The organism is Nocardioides sp. 31GB23, from assembly GCF_040012395.1.
GTDB lineage: Bacteria > Actinomycetota > Actinomycetes > Propionibacteriales > Nocardioidaceae > Nocardioides > Nocardioides salarius.
Genome location: NZ_JBDYKJ010000050.1, coordinates 1 through 17,627, shown reverse-complemented (window position 1 = coordinate 17,627; position 17,627 = coordinate 1). Strand labels below are relative to the sequence as shown.

12 protein-coding genes are annotated in these 17,627 nt (G+C 74.9%); 10 read left to right on the top strand and 2 right to left on the bottom strand.

What is annotated here, in order from left to right:
* Nucleotides 1–104 precede the first annotated feature (104 nt).
* A complete protein-coding gene (locus ABKW28_RS15710; protein WP_348611374.1) occupies nucleotides 105–2,657 on the top strand; it encodes an amidase family protein in 2,553 nt (850 codons plus the stop codon).
* Nucleotides 2,658–2,705: 48 nt separating this feature from the next.
* Here the strand turns inward: ABKW28_RS15710 and ABKW28_RS15705 are convergent, their stop codons facing one another.
* On the bottom strand, nucleotides 2,706–3,701 hold the full coding sequence (locus ABKW28_RS15705; RefSeq protein WP_348611372.1) for a hypothetical protein: 996 nt from the start codon (nucleotides 3,699–3,701) through the stop codon (nucleotides 2,706–2,708).
* A 240-nt stretch (nucleotides 3,702–3,941) separates the two neighbouring features.
* On the opposite strand from ABKW28_RS15705, the gene ABKW28_RS15700 reads away from it, so the two are divergent.
* The 8 genes from ABKW28_RS15700 (at nucleotide 3,942) to ABKW28_RS15665 (ending at nucleotide 14,556) form a co-directional block, all read left to right on the top strand.
* Nucleotides 3,942–5,354, top strand: a complete 1,413-nt coding sequence (locus ABKW28_RS15700; protein ID WP_348611369.1) for an NAD(P)H-hydrate dehydratase — start codon at nucleotides 3,942–3,944, stop codon at nucleotides 5,352–5,354.
* 25 nt (nucleotides 5,355–5,379) lie between these two features.
* Nucleotides 5,380–6,543: an alanine racemase gene (alr, locus tag ABKW28_RS15695; protein ID WP_348611367.1), complete on the top strand. Its 1,164-nt coding sequence runs from the start codon at nucleotides 5,380–5,382 to the stop codon at nucleotides 6,541–6,543.
* A 2-nt stretch (nucleotides 6,544–6,545) separates the two neighbouring features.
* Nucleotides 6,546–7,631, top strand: a complete 1,086-nt coding sequence (locus tag ABKW28_RS15690; RefSeq protein ID WP_348611364.1) for an alpha/beta hydrolase — start codon at nucleotides 6,546–6,548, stop codon at nucleotides 7,629–7,631.
* Entirely contained in the window at nucleotides 7,628–8,608 is a 981-nt protein-coding gene (tsaE, locus tag ABKW28_RS15685; RefSeq protein WP_348611362.1) for a tRNA (adenosine(37)-N6)-threonylcarbamoyltransferase complex ATPase subunit type 1 TsaE, read from the top strand. Before ABKW28_RS15690 ends, tsaE begins: the two co-directional genes overlap by 4 nt.
* An 18-nt stretch (nucleotides 8,609–8,626) precedes the next feature.
* Complete coding sequence (locus ABKW28_RS15680) at nucleotides 8,627–9,172, top strand: hypothetical protein (RefSeq protein ID WP_348611359.1); 546 nt, start codon at nucleotides 8,627–8,629, stop codon at nucleotides 9,170–9,172.
* A 320-nt stretch (nucleotides 9,173–9,492) separates the two neighbouring features.
* Nucleotides 9,493–13,140 carry a transcription-repair coupling factor gene (gene mfd, locus ABKW28_RS15675; RefSeq protein ID WP_348611356.1) on the top strand — a complete coding sequence of 1,216 codons (3,648 nt, stop codon included), beginning with the start codon at nucleotides 9,493–9,495 and terminating at the stop codon, nucleotides 13,138–13,140.
* A gap of 74 nt (nucleotides 13,141–13,214) precedes the next feature.
* Nucleotides 13,215–13,901 (top strand): hypothetical protein, encoded by a 687-nt coding sequence (locus tag ABKW28_RS15670; RefSeq protein WP_348611354.1) that lies wholly within the window; start codon nucleotides 13,215–13,217, stop codon nucleotides 13,899–13,901.
* Between the two features lie 13 nt (nucleotides 13,902–13,914).
* Complete coding sequence (locus ABKW28_RS15665) at nucleotides 13,915–14,556, top strand: MazG family protein (protein WP_348611351.1); 642 nt, start codon at nucleotides 13,915–13,917, stop codon at nucleotides 14,554–14,556.
* Nucleotides 14,557–14,614: 58 nt separating this feature from the next.
* Here the strand turns inward: ABKW28_RS15665 and ABKW28_RS15660 are convergent, their stop codons facing one another.
* Nucleotides 14,615–16,093 carry an amidase gene (locus ABKW28_RS15660; RefSeq protein ID WP_193670066.1) on the bottom strand — a complete coding sequence of 493 codons (1,479 nt, stop codon included), beginning with the start codon at nucleotides 16,091–16,093 and terminating at the stop codon, nucleotides 14,615–14,617.
* A 141-nt stretch (nucleotides 16,094–16,234) separates the two neighbouring features.
* Between ABKW28_RS15660 and eno the strand changes: the two genes are divergently transcribed.
* Complete coding sequence (eno, locus tag ABKW28_RS15655) at nucleotides 16,235–17,512, top strand: phosphopyruvate hydratase (protein ID WP_348611349.1); 1,278 nt, start codon at nucleotides 16,235–16,237, stop codon at nucleotides 17,510–17,512.
* Nucleotides 17,513–17,627 lie beyond the last annotated feature (115 nt).

Sequence of the window (17,627 nt, the reverse complement as noted above, 5' to 3'; positions counted from 1 at the left end):
CGGGGTTTAACACGGCGGACACCGGGGCGGTGAAGAACTGTCTCATCGCGTAACACGAGGGCGCGAGGGTTCACCTGCCAACCGGCCCGTTCGAGAGGACCAGCGTGAACAAGCCCAAGACCCGCCGTGCGTCGATGCTCGCCGCAGGCTCGATGGGGATCGCCGCACTCGCGGTCGGCCCCACCGCCACCCTCACCTCGTCGGCGGCTCCCGCCCCCGACGGTGGCACCGCCTCCTACCTCGCCCCGTACTTCACCGCCGCCGACCTGACCGGCGACCGCCAGGTCACCGTCGCCGACCTCGACCTGCTCGTCGACGCGATGGGCGCCACCGGCGCCGACGCCGGCTGGGCCGACGTGGCCGCCGCCGACCTCGACGGCGACCTCGTCATCACCGTGGCCGACCTGGCCGCGCTGTCGCAGCGGGTGCTGCACGACGACGGCGACTTCGCCCTCGTCGAGGCCAGCGCGGTGGAGATGCAGAAGGCGATGAACGCCGGCGTCGTCACCTCGGTGCAGCTCACCCAGGCCTACCTCGACCGGATCGCGGCCTACGACCGCACGGTCGTCGACACATCGCCGACCGGTCGGGCGCTGGCCGCGATCATCGCCACCAGCGACGTCGCGCTCGAGGCCGCGGCCGCCAGCGACGCCGCCCGCGCGGCCAACGGCGGGCCCTCGAGCATGCTCGACGGCATCCCGGTGCTGCTCAAGGACAACTACGACACCGTCGACATGCCCACCACCGCCGGCTGCGGCTGCTGGGAGGACAACCAGACCGACGACGACGCCGCGATGGTCGAGGGCCTGCGCGCCGACGGGGCGATCATCCTCGGCAAGGCCAGCCTCGACGAGTTCGCCTTCGGCTTCACCTCGCAGTTCAGCGCCGGCTCCGAGCCCGGCGACACGGTGTACGTCGCCAGCCCCTACGCCACCGACAAGACCGCCGGCGGCTCCAGCGGCGGCACCGGCGCCGCGATCGCGGCCAACCTGGGCGCGATCGGCTTCGGCACCGACACCGGCGGCTCGATCCGGGTGCCCTCGAGCTACAACCAGCTCGTGGGCGTGCGGCCCACGATCGGGCTGGCCAGCCGCGACGGCATCGTGCCGCTCGCGCTGAGCCAGGACACGGGTGGTCCGATGACCCGCTCGGTCTCCGACGCCGCCATCGCGCTCGACGCCGTCGTGGGCAGCGACCCGGCCGACCCGGTCACCGCCGAGGCCGACGACCGTGCGCCGGAGTCCTACACCTCCTACCTCGACCCCGAGGCGCTCGCCGGCACCAGGATCGGCTACCTCGCCTCGATGCTGCCGGCCGACGTGACCGTGCAGCGGCTCTGGGCGCAGGCCGTGGCCGACCTCGAGGCGCAGGGCGCCACGGTCGAGGAGATCACCATCGAGGGCATCGACCCGGTGCTCGGCGAGGGCAGCGGCTCGACCAACGAGTTCAAGCACGACCTCGACGAGTACATCGCCGCGCACCTCGGCGACAGCGTGGGGGCGCGCTCGCTGCGCGCGATCATCGACACCGGCCACATCGTGCCCTCGCGCGCCTCGACGTACGACCGTCGCGAGCAGGTCACCGAGGAGGAGCACGACGCCTGGATGGAGTCGCACACCGCGGTGCTGGCCGGAGGGCGCGAGCTGGTCACCGGCGCGCTCGACGACAACGGCCTCGACGCGCTCGTCTACCCCTCGGGCCGTCCCTACGGCACGCACAGCACCAACATGCGGCTCAGCCCCAACACGGGGCTGCCGGCCGTGACCGTGCCGATGGGCCAGGCGGTCGCCACCGACCTGTCCGTCACCGGGGCCGGGGTCAACCTGGAGTTCCTGGGCCGCGAGTTCGCCGAGGGCGACCTGCTCGGCCTGACCTACGCCTACGAGCAGGCCACCGCGCACCGCACCAGCCCCGAGCTCTACGGGCCGCTGGAGGGCGACGTGGTCGAGGGCACCGGCGGCGACGAGACGGCGGAGCCGGGCGACGGCAGTGTCACGGTCTCGGCGCCGGCCAAGGTCACCGCCGGCCAGGAGTTCACCGTCACCGTCGAGCAGTCGGCCGCCGACCTCTACGCCTACGACCTGAGCGTCGGCTTCGACCCCGACACGGTGACCTACGTCGTCGACAGCGCCGCCACCGACGACACCGGCAGCACCTACGAGTCGACCGGCGCGGGCGAGGTGGGCGTCACGCACACCAACCTCGGCACCTCGCCGGCCACCTCGGGGGAGACCACGCTGGCCACGCTGACCTTCGTCGCCACCGCGAGCGGGTCCACCGGCATCTCGGTCGAGGAGCTGGAGACCGTCACCACCGACGGCACCACCAGCACCGTCAGCGACGTGGCCGCCACCGAGGTCGGGGTGCGCAAGGCCCGCACCACCACCGAGGTCGACCTGTCGAGCGCGAAGGTGGCGAAGGGCTCGAAGGTCTCCCTGGTCGCCACCGTCGACGCCGACGGCGAGCTCGCCCCGACCGGCAAGGTCAAGGTGCTCGTCGACGGCGACGTCGTACGCCGCGTCAACGTCGTCGACGGGGTCGCCCGGACCCGGTTCAAGGCCCGGTCGCTGGGGCGCACCAAGGTCCTGGTGCGCTACCTCTCCGACGACCCGTTCAAGAAGAGCAAGGGCCGGGCGGTCTTCCGCGCCGTCCGCTGACCTGGGTCGCGGTCTGAGTTGTGGTCCGGGTCGTGGCCCGTGGGCGCGCTATGCCGCGTCCTCGGGTGCACGACCCGGACCACGACCTGACCCACGACCCGAGCCACGACCCGGCTCGGCCCGCGCGGGGAGGGGGGGGACGCCGAGCGCGCGGAGGTCCGCGGCCAGCTCCGCGTCCTCGTGGCGCACCTCGTACGCCGTGCAGCCGACCACGGTGCGTCCGGGCGAGGCCAGGCGGCGCCCGCGCTTCTTGTCCTCGGCCCACTGGCGCACCTCCATGTGGAACGACCCGTCGATCTCCAGCAGCAGCACGCCCCCGCCGGGCAGGTCCCACTCGCAGTCGGTCCAGCGCCGGCGGCCGCTGGAGTCGGTGCGGGAGCGTTGCCGGGCCGGTGGCACCAGCCCGGCCCGCCGGCACATGACGGCGACGTCGAGCTCGGCGCCCGAGTGCGCTCCGCCCGCGACCTCGCTGAGCAGCCGCTTGAACGGCTTCGCGCGGCGCAGCGGCCGCAGCTGGTCGATCCACTCCACCAGCCGCTCCGCGGTGGTCAGACGCTGCTGGACCGTCGCGGCGAGCAGCGCGCACGCCGGCCGCATCGGGGCGTCGTACGCCGAGTGGAGCAGCGCGGCGGGCTCGACCCGGGCCACGGGCAGCCCCTTCCTAGGGTGGCGCAGCAGGTCGAAGGGGCGACGGGTGCGGAAGAAGTCGACGCCGTCGACCGGCTCGAAGGCCAGCGGGGCGTCGACCCAGACCGTGACCCGGTCGCGGTCCCAGCCGCTCAGCCCGTGGAGGGCGGCGGCGCTCAGGCCGCCGATCATGCTGCGCGGGCCGGCGTGGAGCACGGCGAGCCAGCGGCGCTGCTCGTCGTCGAGGGTGCCGGTGACGGTGCTGACCACCCGTGGGGTGCGGGCCACCCACCGGCGGGCCCAGACGTTGTTGCGCACGGTGTCGGCGTCGATGCCCAGGGCGGTCAGCTGGCGCCGCGCCACCATCCCCGCCTGGTCGGCGAGCAGGGCGTCGAGCGTGTCCTCGGTGTCGGTCATGGCCAGCAGGTTGCCCGGTGCCGGCGTACGGCGTGCTCGTCATCCACAGGCACTCGAGGGCACCCGCTCATCCGGGTCGTGGCCTGGGTCGTGGCTTGGGTCGTGTGCCCCTGGACGCGCCAGGGCGCGTCCACGACCCACGACCCGGACCACGACCCGGACCACGACCCGGACCACGACCCGGACCACGACCCCCGGGGGCGAGCCGGGGAGCAGCCCGGCGCACTAGCCTGCGACGACATGAGGCAGGCGCACACGGTGGAGCAGGTCCGGGCGGCGGAGGCGGCGCTGATGGCGCGGCTGCCGGAGGGCGCGCTGATGATGCGCGCCGCGCACGGGCTGGCGCACGCGATCGCCGACTGGCTGGGCTCGACGTACGGCCGGCGGGTGCTGCTGCTGGTCGGCTCGGGCGACAACGGCGGTGACGCCCTGCACGCCGGCGCGCTGCTGGCCCGCCGCGGGGCCGGGGTGGAGGCGTGGCTGCTCTCGGAGACCGTGCACGACGCAGGCCTGGCCGCGCTGCAGGCGGCGGGTGGGCGGGTCGTGCCCGCCGCCGGGGCGCAGGAGCTGCGCCCCGGTGCCCGGCCCGACGTCGTGGTCGACGGCATCGTCGGCATCGGCGGCAAGCCCGGCCTGCGTCCGGCGGCGCAGCAGGCGCTGGCGCGGCTCGAGGGGGTGCCGGTGGTCGCGGTCGACGTGCCGAGCGGTGTCGACGTCGACACCGGCCAGACCCCCGAGCCCCACGTGCGCGCCGACCTCACCGTCACCTTCGGCACCCACAAGCCGGCCCACCTCGTCGACCCCGCGGCCGGCGCCTGCGGGGTGGTGCACCTCGTCGACATCGGGCTCGACCTGCCCGAGCCCGGCCTCGAGAGCCTGCAGGCCGCCGACGTCGCCCGGCTGCTGCCGCGCCCCGCCGACGACGCCCACAAGTACACCCGCGGCGTCGTCGGGGTCCGCGCCGGCTCCGAGACCTACCCCGGCGCCGGGCTGCTCAGCGTCGCCGGCGCCGCCACCGGCTTCGCCGGCATGGTCCGGTACGTCGGCGACGTCGCCGTCGGCGACCGGGTGCGGGCCGCGCACCCGGAGGTGGTCGGCGCCGGCCGCGTGCAGGCCTGGGTCGTCGGCTCGGGGGCCGGCGACGGGGCGGCCGCCACCCTTGCCGAGGCGCTCGCCGACGCCCGCGAGCACGACCTGGCGCTGGTCGTCGACGCCGACGCGCTGCAGCACCTCGAGGCGCCGCTCGACGTGGCGGCGGTGCTCACCCCGCACGCCGGCGAGCTGGCCCGGATGCTGGGGGAGGAGCGCGCCGACGTCGAGGCCCGCCCGCTGCACTTCGTGCGCGCGGCCGCGCGCCGCTACGGCTGCGTGGTGCTGCTCAAGGGCCACCACACCCTGGTCAGCACCCCCGACGGACGGGTGCGCGCCACCACCACCGGCACGCCCTGGCTGGCCACCGCGGGCGCCGGCGACGTGCTCGGCGGGATGGTCGGGGCGCTGCTCGCCGCGGGGCTGACCCCCTTCGACGCCGCCAGCGTCGGGTCGTGGCTGCACGGCGGGGCCGCGACCACGGTCTCGCGCGGGGCCCCCATCGTGGCGGGCCAGGTCGCCGGCGCCGTCGCCGACGTCGTGCGGACCCTGCCCGCGCCGTGAGCCGCCGGGTGCGAGGATGGTGGTGATGAGCCTCCAGCACGACGCACGGCGCGCCGAGATCGTCGTCGACCTGGCGGCGGTCCGCCACAACGTGCGCCGGCTCGCCGCCGAGGTCGGGCCCGACGTGGCCCTGATGGTGGTCGTCAAGGCCGACGCCTACGGCCACGGCCTGCTGCCGGTGGCCCGCGCCGCCCGCGGGGCCGGGGCGCCGTGGCTCGGGGTGGCCACCCTCGACGAGGCGCTGGCGCTGCGCGCGGGCGGCGACACCGGGCGGCTGCTGGCCTGGCTGACGGTGCCCGGCGAGGACTGGGCGCCGGCGGTCGCCGCCGACGTCGACGTGACGGCGTACACCACCGGCGAGCTCGACGACCTCGTCGACGCCGTCGCCCGCGCCGGGCGCCCCGCGCGCCTGCAGCTCAAGATCGACACCGGCCTCAACCGCGGCGGCTGCACCCCTGCCGACTGGCCCGCCCTGGTCGCCGCCGCCCGCGAGGGAGAGCACGCCGGGCACTGGCGCGTCACCGGGATCTGGTCGCACCTCGCCGTCGCCGACGAGCCCGAGCACCCCGCCAACGACGCCCAGGAGAAGATCTTCCGCGAGGCCGTCGAGACCGCCGAGGCCGCCGGCCTCGAGCCGGAGGTGCGCCACCTGGCCAACTCGGCCGGGGCGCTGCTGCGGCCCTCGGCGCGCTTCGACCTGGTGCGCGCCGGCCTCGCCTCCTACGGCCTCGATCCCGCCCCCGGCCGCACCCCCGACATCGGCCTGCGCCCCGCGATGACCGCGACCGCGACCGTGGCGATGACCAAGCGGCTGGTGCCCGGCGACGGGGTCTCCTACGGCCACACCTGGGTCGCCGAGCAGCCGGTCACCGTCGGCCTGCTGCCGGTGGGGTACGCCGACGGCGTGCCGCGCCACGCCGGCAACACCGTTCATGTCGGCGTCGCCGGCGTACGCCGCCCGGTGCGCGGCCGGGTGTGCATGGACCAGCTGGTCGTCGAGCTGGCCGGCCCCGGCGAGGAGCCGGCCGTCGGCCCGGGCGAGCGGGTGGTGCTCTTCGGGAGCGCCCCCGACCCGACCGCGCAGGACTGGGCCGAGGCGTGCGGCACCATCTCCTACGAGATCGTCAGCCGGATCGGTGGGCGCTTCGCCCGCCGCTGGACCGACACCGACCCCGAGGAGCAGCCGTGAACATGCGTCGTCGCGTGGCCGGCCTGGCCGGCGCCCTGGCGGGCGTCGCGGTGGCCGGCACCGCCGCCGAGGTCGTGCGCCGCCGCCGGGTCATCGCCCGCCGCGGCGCCGGCGACCGCACCCCGCTGGGCTCGCTGCGCGCGGTCGCGCGCACCGTCGTCGCCGACGACGGCCTGCCCCTGCACGTCGAGGTCGACGAGCCCGACGCGCACGACCCGGCCGATCCGACCGGGCCGGGCCACGACCCGCTGACCGTGCTGTTCGTGCACGGCTACGCCCTCAACCTCGACTGCTGGCACTTCCAGCGCGCGGGCTACCGCGGCCTGGTGCGCACCGTCTTCTACGACCAGCGCTCCCACGGGCGCTCGGGCCGCTCCTCGCTCGAGCACGCCACCATCGACCAGCTCGGCCGCGACCTGGCCCGGGTGCTCGAGGCCGAGGTCCCCGAGGGCCCGGTCGTGCTGGTGGGCCACTCGATGGGCGGGATGACCATCATCGCGCTGGCCGAGCAGCACCCCGAGCTCTTCGGCGACCGCGTGGTCGGCGTCGGCCTGGTCTCCACCACCGCCGGAGGCCTCGACGTCGGGCGGCTGCTGCTGCCGGTGGTGCCGGCCAAGCTGGCCGGGCCGTTCCTGGGCCGGGCCGTGGGCCGGGTCATGGTCCCCCTCGCCCGCGGGCACCGGTTCATCGACCTGGCCCGGCGCCTCGGCGGCTCGGTGGCGCTGGTGGCCACCGACCTGTTCGCCTTCGGCGGCGACGTGCCCGAGTCCTACGTGCGCTACGTCGACCAGATGCTGGCCCGCACCCCCTTCGAGGTCGTGGCCGAGTTCTTCCCCAGCTTCGAGTCGCTCGACAAGTTCCACGTCGTCGAGGGGCTGAGCCGGGTGCCGGTCTCGATCATCTGCGGCACCGCCGACCGGGTCACCTCGATCGGGCACAGCCGCAAGCTGCACGCCCACATCGAGGGCTCGCGCCTGGTCGAGGTCGAGGGTGCCGGGCACATGGTCGTCATGGAGAGCCACGACCAGGTCAACGCCGAGCTCGACCAGCTGATCGCGGCCGCGACCGAACGGGCGGGCCAGCGGTGAGCGCGGCGCGCGAGGAGACCCGGGCACGCCCCGCGGTCGTCGTACGACGGGTGGGGCCGGAGGCGGCCGAGCAGGTGATGCACGTGGTGCACGAGGCGTTCTCGGCGCGCCCGCCGCTCGACCCGCCGCCGGGGGCGCTGAAGGAGACGGTGCACACCATCCGCGGCAAGCTCGCCGACGGCGGCGGGCTGCTGGCCTGCATCGACGAGAAGCCGGTCGGCACCCTGATCCTCGACCCGATCGGGTCCTCGACCTACATCCGCCGCTTCGGCGTCGTGCCGGGCCAGCAGGGCCTCGGCATCGCCGGGCGGCTGATCGACGCCGCCGTCGACGCGGTGGCCGACTCGGGCCGCGGCACCGACGACCTGATCGTGCAGGCGCGCGAGGAGCTGCCGCAGACGGTGCGGTTCTGGGACCGCCAGGGCTTCCGCGAGATCCGGCGCTACTCGCCGCTGGTCGAGATGCGCCGCCCGCTGCGCACCGCCGTCTTCCAGGCGCCCACCGCCGACGCGATGCGCGGCATCGGCCGCTCGCTGGCCGGCCAGCTCACCCACGGCGACCTGGTGGTGCTCACCGGCGACCTGGGCGCCGGCAAGACCACCTTCACCCAGGGCCTGGGGGCCGGGCTGGGCGTGCGCGGCAACGTCACCTCGCCCACGTTCGTCATCGCGCGGGTCCACCCCTCCACGGTCGGCGGGCCCGAGCTGGTGCACGTCGACGCCTACCGCCTCGACGGGCTGGAGGAGCTCGACGACCTCGACCTCGACACCTCCCTCGAGGAGGCCGTGACCGTCGTCGAGTGGGGCGAGGACCTGGCCGAGGGCCTCTCGGAGTCACGGCTGGAGATCCGCATCGTGCGGGCGATCGGCGACCCCGCCGAGCAGGCCGACCCGGCCTCGCCCTTCGACCCGCGGCGGGTCGAGGTCACCCCCGTCGGGCCGCGCTGGCACGCGCTGTCCTTCCGCGCGCTGGGCTGAGCGGGGCGGAGGAGGGGCGTGGCCGGCGTCGAGGTGCTCGAGGGGCCCGGCGACGAGCCCCGCGACCCGCGCGTCGTACGCCGCCGGCGGCTGCTGGCCGGTGCGCTCGCGCTGCTGCTCGTGGCCGGCCTGGTGCTGGCCGCCGTCGACGCCCGGCGCCGCGACGGCGAGACCGCCCGGGTCGAGGCGTGCGGCGAGGCCGCCCGGGCGGCCACGCAGCGCTCCGACACGGTGCTCGCGGCGATGGTGGACTACCTGCGCCCGGCGCTGGCGGCGGTCCCCGAGAGCAGCGGGCGCGACAGCTTCTACGCCCTGGTCGCGGGCGAGGCGGCCCGGGTGCGCCCGGGCCTGCAGCGAGCGCTCGGGGGGTGCCGCGCCGTCGAGGTGTGGTCGTGGCACGGCGAGCTGCGCGAGCAGCGCGCGGCGTACGTCGCCCACCTCGCCGCCCAGGTCGGGCTGACCGGCGAGGTGGCCGCCGACGGCCGCGTCCTCTACGCCGACGACCCGGAGCGCGCCGACCGGCTCGCCGCGCTGCGGGAGCGTGCCTTCGGGTCCCGTGGGTGACGGTGCTGGCCGAGCGGCATGACAATCACGGCCCTGGCACCGGCTGGTTGACGCTGGCCGACCCGGAGGGCAGCGAGCTCTGCGTCCTGCGCTCGGAGTCCGAGCTGGCCGGCTGACCACCGCTGCGCTTGGCAGTGGGGTACACGTGTGCCCCTCTGCCAAGTGCAGGGCAGGGCAGTGCGCTCCGGGCGGTGACGGACTCGGCGGGCGTCGGTGCCCGGTCGTAGACTCGAGCGCGCTGCACCGCACCCCCGCCTCGAGCCCGAGCGGGGGCGTTCCCTGTGCTTGACGCACCAGCGACCACCAGGAGCCCCGCGCACGTGTCGACCACGACCCTCGAGACCCCTCTTGCCCCCGGCCCGGCCGGGATCGCCGACGCCGTGCTGGCCGACCCCGTCCTCACCGAGGTGCTCGCCGACGCGGGGGAGGGGCGCGTCCGCGCGCTCGACCTCACCGGCCCCGAGGCCCTGCGGCCCTTCGTGGTGGCCGGCCTGGTGCGCTCGGGCCGCAGCGTGCTCGCGGTGACCGCGACCTCCCGCGAGGCCGAGGACCTGGTCAACGCGCTCAGCGACCTGCTCGACCCGGCCGCAGTGGCCTACTACCCCTCGTGGGAGACGCTGCCCCACGAGCGGCTCAGCCCGCGCTCCGACACGGTCGGGCGACGCCTCGCGGTGCTGCGCCGCCTCCAGCACCCCGGCACCGACGCCAGCAACGGCCCGCTCCAGGTGGTCGTCGCGCCGGTGCGCTCGGTGCTGCAGCCGCAGGTCAAGGGGCTGGCCGACCTCGAGCCCGTCGAGCTGGTGCCCGGCGGCACCGCGCCGCTCGACGACCTGGTGCGCCGCCTCGCCGACGCGGCGTACTCGCGCGTCGACCTGGTCGAGCGCCGTGGCGAGTTCGCGGTGCGTGGCGGCATCATCGACGTCTTCCCGCCCACCGAGGAGCACCCGCTGCGCGTGGAGCTGTGGGGCGACGAGGTCGAGGAGATCCGCTCGTTCTCCGTGGCCGACCAGCGCACCCTCGAGCCCGTCGAGCGGCTGTGGGCACCGCCGTGCCGCGAGCTGCTGCTGACCGACGAGGTACGCCGCCGCGCCGCCGAGCTCGGCCAGGCGCACCCCCAGCTGCTCGAGCTGACCGACAAGATCAGCGAGGGCATCGCCGTCGAGGGCATGGAGTCGCTGGCCCCGGTGCTCGTCGACGACATGGAGCTGCTCGTCGACCTGATGCCCTCCGACACCCACGTGCTGGTGCTCGACCCCGAGCGGGCCCGCCGTCGCGCCCACGACCTGGTCGCCACCAGCGAGGAGTTCCTCGGCGCCAGCTGGGCCGCGGCCGCCAGCGGCGGCAGCGCCCCGATCGACCTCGGGGCGGCGTCGTACCGCACCCTGTCCGACGTGCGCGAGCACGCCCTGGCCCAGCACAAGCCGTGGTGGACCGTCAGCCCCTTCGGCATCGACGACGCCGAGACGGGAGCCGCCGGCCCGGTGCTGCGCGACGAGACCGGTGCGGTCACCGGCATCGACGTCGACGTGACCGTCGGCGCGGTGCCCAGCCGGGCGCTGCCGGCCAAGCCGGTCGACGCCTACCGCGGTGACGTCGAGCGGGCGATCAAGGACCTCGAGACCTGGCGCTCCGAGGGCTACCGGGTGCTGGTGCTGCACGAGGGCCACGGCCCCGCGCAGCGGATGGTCGAGGCGCTGGCCGAGCACGACGTGCCGGCCCGCCTGGTCGAGCCGCACGCCGGCGACGGCGCGCCGGCCGAGCAGGCACTACTGGTGCCCGACGTGGTGACCGTGAGCTGCGGGGCGCTCGCCCACGGCTTCGTCGACGAGACCAACCGCCTGGTCCTGGTGACCGGCGAGGACCTCTCGGGGCAGAAGTCCTCGACGCGCGACATGCGCAAGATGCCGACCCGGCGCAAGAAGCAGATCGACCCGCTCGAGCTCAAGGCCGGCGACTTCGTGGTGCACGAGCAGCACGGCGTGGGCCGGTTCGTGGAGATGAAGCAGCGCCAGGTGGGCGGCGCGACCCGCGAGTACCTCGTCCTCGAGTACGGCGCCTCCAAGCGCGGCGGCCCCGCCGACCGGCTCTACGTGCCCGCCGACGCCCTCGACCAGGTCACCCGCTACGTCGGCGGCGAGCAGCCCAGCCTCGACCGGCTCGGCGGCGGCGACTGGGCCAAGCGCAAGGGCCGCGCCCGCAAGGCGGTGCGCGAGATCGCCGCCGAGCTGATCAAGCTGTACGCCGCCCGGCAGGCCACGCAGGGCCACGCGTTCGGGCCCGACACGCCCTGGCAGCGCGAGCTCGAGGACGCCTTCCCGTTCCAGGAGACCCAGGACCAGCTGACCACGGTCGACGAGGTCAAGCAGGACATGCGCCAGGTGATCCCGATGGACCGCCTGGTCTGTGGCGACGTCGGCTACGGCAAGACCGAGATCGCGGTGCGCGCGGCGTTCAAGGCCGTCCAGGACGGCAAGCAGGTGGCGGTGCTGGTGCCGACCACGTTGCTGGTCACTCAGCACCTGTCGACCTTCAGCGAGCGGATGGCCGGCTTCCCGGTCGTGCTCAAGGGCCTCTCGCGCTTCCAGACCGACAAGGAGGCCAAGGAGGTCCTGGCCGGGCTGGCCGACGGCACGGTCGACATCGTGGTGGGCACCCACCGCCTGCTCAACCCCGACACCCGGATGAAGGACCTCGGGCTGATCATCGTCGACGAGGAGCAGCGCTTCGGTGTCGAGCACAAGGAGCAGATGAAGCGGCTGCGCACCTCCGTCGACGTGCTGTCGATGAGCGCGACGCCGATCCCGCGCACGCTCGAGATGGCGATCACCGGGATCCGCGAGATGTCCACGATCACCACCCCGCCCGAGGAGCGGCACCCGGTGCTGACCTACGTCGGCGCCTACGAGGACCGCCAGGTGGTGGCCGCCGTGCGCCGCGAGCTGCTGCGCGAGGGCCAGGTCTTCTACATCCACAACCGGGTGCAGTCGATCGAGAAGGCCGCCGCCCGCATCAAGGAGCTGGTGCCCGAGGCGCGGGTCGCGACCGCCCACGGCCAGATGGGCGAGCATCAGCTCGAGCAGGTGATGCTCGACTTCTGGGAGAAGCGCTTCGACGTGCTGGTGTGCACCACCATCGTGGAGTCCGGCCTCGACGTCTCCAACGCCAACACGATGATCATCGAGCGCTCCGACACCCTGGGCCTCTCCCAGCTGCACCAGCTGCGCGGGCGGGTCGGCCGCTCGCGCGAGCGGGCCTACGCCTACTTCCTCTACCCCGCCGAGAAGCCGCTCACCGAGACCGCCCACGAGCGGCTGGCCACCCTGGCCCAGCACTCCGACCTGGGCGGCGGGATGGCGATCGCGATGAAGGACCTCGAGATCCGCGGCGCCGGCAACCTGCTCGGCGGCGAGCAGTCGGGCCACATCGCCGACGTCGGCTTCGACCTCTACGTGCGCCTGGTCGGCGAGGCGGTCGCGGAGTTCAAGGGCGACGGCTCCGAGCCCGAGCTCAACGAGGTCCGCATCGAGCTGCCCGTCGACGCGCACCTGCCCCACGACTACATCCCCACCGAGCGCCTGCGCCTGGAGATGTACAAGCGCCTGGCCGAGGTGCGCGCCGACGACGACGTCGACGCCATCAACGAGGAGCTGCTCGACCGGTACGGCGAGCCGCCGGTCGAGGTGGTCTCGCTGCTCCTGGTCGCCCGGTTCCGGGCCCGCGCCCGCCAGGCCGGCATCGGCGAGGTCACCATCGCCGGCAAGAACGTCCGGTTCGCGCCGGTCAGCCTGCCGGAGTCGCGGGTGGTGCGCCTGCAGCGGATGTACCCGAAGTCGCTGGTCAAGCCGCAGCTCGACACGATCTTGGTGCCGCGGCCGCAGACCGCGGTCATCGGTGGGCGTCCCCTCGACGGCATCGCGCTGCTCGAGTGGGCCCGCGGCGTGATCGACCAGGTGATCGACCCGGCGTGAGGGGCTGGTTCAATGTGACCAGTGGAGTGTGATCCCGCACTCACCGCCCGTCCCGCCGTCGCCAAGGAGCCCCCGTGCGTCTGTCCCGCCCCCTCGCCGCTCTCGGCGCCGTGGCCCTGCTGGGCACCGGCGCGCTCTCCGGGTGCGGCCTCTCCGACATCCAGGCGGCGCCCGGCGTGGCCGCCGAGGTGCACGGGACGCAGATCAGCGTCGAGGAGGTCGACCAGCTCTCGGTGACCACCTGCGAGGTGCTGCGCAGCAACCCCGAGCTGCTCGGCCAGGGCTACACCGGCTCGACCGTGCGCGACACCGTGCTGGCCCAGCTGGCCCAGCGCGAGATCGCCGACGCGATCGCGGCCGAGAACGACATCGACGGCGCCCCGATCTACGCCGGGGCCGCCCAGCAGGCCCGGCTGGGCCTGGGGCAGGCCGACTCCGAGCAGCTCGAGGAGGTGCTGCCGGTCTTCGCCTCGAGCAGCTACCTGCGTGCGGTGGTCGCCGAGGTCGTCGACCCCTCGCTGCCCGACGACGCCGGCGAGGCGACCTCCACGGCGGCGTACCAGACCTACCTCGCGGCGTGGGAGGCGGCCAACCCCGTCACCACCAACCCCCTCTTCACCGAGGTCGACTTCTCCGGGCCCCAGGAGCGGCGCAACGAGCTCTCGGTCGCGGTCAGCGACGAGGCCGTCGAGCTGTTGACGCTCGACCCGGCGGCCGTGCGGCTCGAGGAGCGGCTGCCCGCCTCCCAGCGCTGCACCTGAGCAGGTGGTGGGCGTGCCGGACGACGGGTCGGCCGAGCCGCTGCTCGAGCTGCGCGCGGTGATGGCGCGGCTGCGCACCGAGTGCCCGTGGAAGGCCGAGCAGACGCACCGCTCGCTGGTGCGCTACCTGCTCGAGGAGGCCCACGAGACGATCGAGGCCGTCGACCGGCTGGCGGCCGGGGAGCCCGGCGCGCTCGAGCACTTGCGCGAGGAGCTCGGCGACCTGCTGCTGCAGGTCTACTTCCACGCCGCCGTCGCCGCCGAGGCCGGCGGCTTCGACATCGACGACGTGGCCCGCGGCATCACCGACAAGATGGTGCGCCGCAACCCCCACGTCTTCGGCGACGAGGCCGGACAGGTCGGGCAGGCAGGTCAGGTCCAGGACGCCGCCGCGGTCAACGAGCGCTGGCAGCAGATCAAGGCCGCCGAGAAGGCCCACCGCACCACCCCCGACGAGGGCGTCCCGCCCGGCCTGCCCGCGCTGCTGTACGCCGACAAGGTGCTCGACCGGCTGCACCGCGCCGGCCGCGAGGTCGACCTCGACCCCGGCTCCGCCGACCTCGGCGAGCGGCTGCTCGCCCTCGTCGAGGAGGCCCGCGCCGACGGTCTCGACCCCGAGCAGGCCCTGCGCGACGCCGTACGCCGCCGCACGTGACCTCGAGCCGGCTCCAGTTCCTGGAACTGGCGCCGGCTCGGCGGGGAGTCGCGCCGGGTCAGAGGGGCGGGCGGCGGTCGAACCAGGGAGCGGCGTCCTCGAGCTGGCCGGCCAGCCGCAGCAGGGTGGCCTCGCTGCCCAGGCGACCCACGAGCTGCACGCCCATCGGCAGGCCCTCGGGGGTCCAGTGCAGCGGCACGCTCATCGCCGGGCGGCCGGTGAGGTTGGCCAGCTGGGTGTAGGGCACCCAGCCGAGGTTCTCGTTGATCATCTGGTCGACCAGCGGGGTGAAGCGCAGCAGGCCGCCGCCGCGGGCGCGCAGCAGCGCCTTCTGGACGCCCTGCACCACGGCCGGCTGGTCGAAGGCGCCCACGCGGGGCGGGGGAGTGGCGGTCGTGGGCGTGAGCAGCAGGTCGTGCTCGGCGTGCAGCTCGGCGAGGCGGCGCACGTGGCGGTGGCGGTCCTCGACGGCCTCGATGAACCGGGCCGCGCTGGTGGCCCGGCCCAGGGCGGCCATCACCTGGGTGTCGGGCTCGAAGACGTCCTCGCCGCAGCCGGTGGCCGCGCGTGCCTGGGCCACGGTGACCGCGGCGTGGGCGAACCAGGTGGTCAGGAAGCTCCGGCCGAGCGCTGCGTCGTCGACCGGGGGCGTGTCGAGCTCGACGACCTCGTGGCCCAGGCCGGCCAGCAGCTCGGCGGCCCGCTCCACCGCGGCGCGCGCCTCCGGGTGCGGGTCGGGGTTGATCGAGCTGCGCCAGCTCATCACCACGCGCAGCCGGCCGGGGTCGCGACCGACCTCGGCGGCGTACCCGTCGCTGGGGCCGGGCGCCGGCAGGAACGGCGAGACGTCGGTCGGCCCGGCGAGCACGTCGAGCATCGCCGCCGAGTCGCGCACGCTGCGCGAGACCACGCCGTCGGTCGAGGTGCCGCCGAAGGGCTCGCCGTAGACCGGGCCGTAGGGCAGCAGGCCGCGCCCGGCCTTGAGCCCGAAGAGGCCGCACGCCGAGGCCGGGATGCGGATCGAGCCGCCGCCGTCGCTGGCCGCCGCGCAGGGGACGATCCCCGCAGCGACGGCCGCTGCGGCACCGCCCGAGGAGCCACCCGGGGTGTGGTCGGTGTCCCAGGGGTTGCGCGCCGGGCCGAAGAGGTGCGGCTCGGTGACGCCCTTGGCGCCGAACTCGGGGGTGTTGGTCTTGCCGAAGACCTGGAGACCGGCGTCGATCCACCGCTGCACCACCGTCGCCGTCTCGGTGGCGGGCAGGTCGGCGAGCGCGCGGCTCCCGCCGCTGGTCGGCACGCCGGCCAGGTGCTGGTGCAGGTCCTTGAGCAGGAACGGGACGCCGGCGAAGGCCCGCCCGCCCTCGGGCTCGGGAGCCGAGGGGGCCGGGGGCTCGAGGTCGCGCACGATGGCGTTGATGCGCGGGTTGACCTCCGCGGCGCGGGCCCGGGCCGCGGCGAGCAGCTCCTCGGCGGTGGTGGTGCCCTCGCGCACCAGGGCGGCGAGGGCGGTGGCGTCGTGGTCGGCGTAGTCGTGCATGGCCACACCGTAGTGACCCGGGGCCGCGCCCGTGGGCGGACCGCGCGAGTCGGGAGCGGCCCGACGCACTAGGCTCGACGTCGACGAGACCGTCCCCCGTTCATGACGCAGCACCACCCGAACCACTCAGGAGCACCCACCGTGGCATCCATCGAAGCAGTCGGCGCCCGCGAGATCCTCGACTCCCGGGGCAACCCCACCGTCGAGGTGGAGGTCGTCCTCGACGACGGCACCTTCGCCCGCGCGGCGGTGCCCAGCGGCGCCTCCACCGGCGCCTTCGAGGCCGTGGAGCTGCGCGACGGCGGCGACCGGTACGCCGGCAAGGGTGTCCAGCAGGCCGTCGACAACGTGATCCGCGTGCTCGGACCGGCCGTCGAGGGCCTCGACGCCGACGACCAGCGCCTGGTCGACCAGGCGATGCTGGCCGCCGACGGCACCCCCAACAAGGCCGAGGTGGGAGCCAACGCCATCCTGGGCGTCTCGCTGGCCGTGGCCCGCGCGGCCGCCGACTCGGCCGGCCTGCCGCTCTACCGCTACGTGGGCGGTCCCAACGCCCACGTGCTGCCGGTGCCGATGATGAACATCCTCAACGGCGGCTCGCACGCCGACTCCAACGTCGACATCCAGGAGTTCATGATCGCGCCGGTGGGCGCGCCCTCGTTCCGCGAGGCGCTGCGCTCGGGCGCGGAGGTCTACCACGCGCTCAAGGCGGTGCTGAAGGAGCGCGGCCTGGCCACCGGCCTGGGCGACGAGGGCGGCTTCGCGCCCGACCTCGACTCCAACCGCGCCGCCCTCGACCTGATCGCCGAGGCCGTCGAGCGCTCGGGCCAGCGCCTGAGCACCGACATCGTGCTGGCCCTCGACGTGGCCGCCACCGAGTTCTGCACCGACGGTGTCTACTCCTTCGAGGGCCGGTCGAAGAGCGCCGCCGAGATGACCGCCTACTACGCCGAGCTGTGCGAGGCCTACCCGATCGTCTCCATCGAGGACCCGCTCGACGAGGACGACTGGGAGGGCTGGAAGACCCTGACCGACCAGCTCGGCGACAAGGTCCAGATCGTCGGCGACGACCTCTTCGTCACCAACGTCGAGCGCCTGCAGCGCGGCATCAGCGGCGGCCAGGCCAACGCGCTGCTGGTGAAGGTCAACCAGATCGGCTCGCTGACCGAGACCCTCGACTCCGTCGACCTGGCCCACCGCAGCGGCTACCGCTGCATGATGAGCCACCGCTCCGGCGAGACCGAGGACGTCACCATCGCCGACCTGGCCGTGGCCACCGGCTGCGGCCAGATCAAGACCGGTGCCCCGGCCCGCTCGGAGCGGGTGGCCAAGTACAACCAGCTGCTGCGCATCGAGGACGAGCTGGCAGATGCCGCGCGCTACGCCGGTGTGTCGGCGTTCCCGCGCTACACCTCCTGAGCGACCCTGGGACACATGCCCGAGAACCGACGCACCTCGTCGCGGGGCAGCGGCCCGGGGGGGGGGGGGGGGGGGGGGGGGGGGGGGGGGGGGGGGGGGGGGGGGGGGGGGGGGG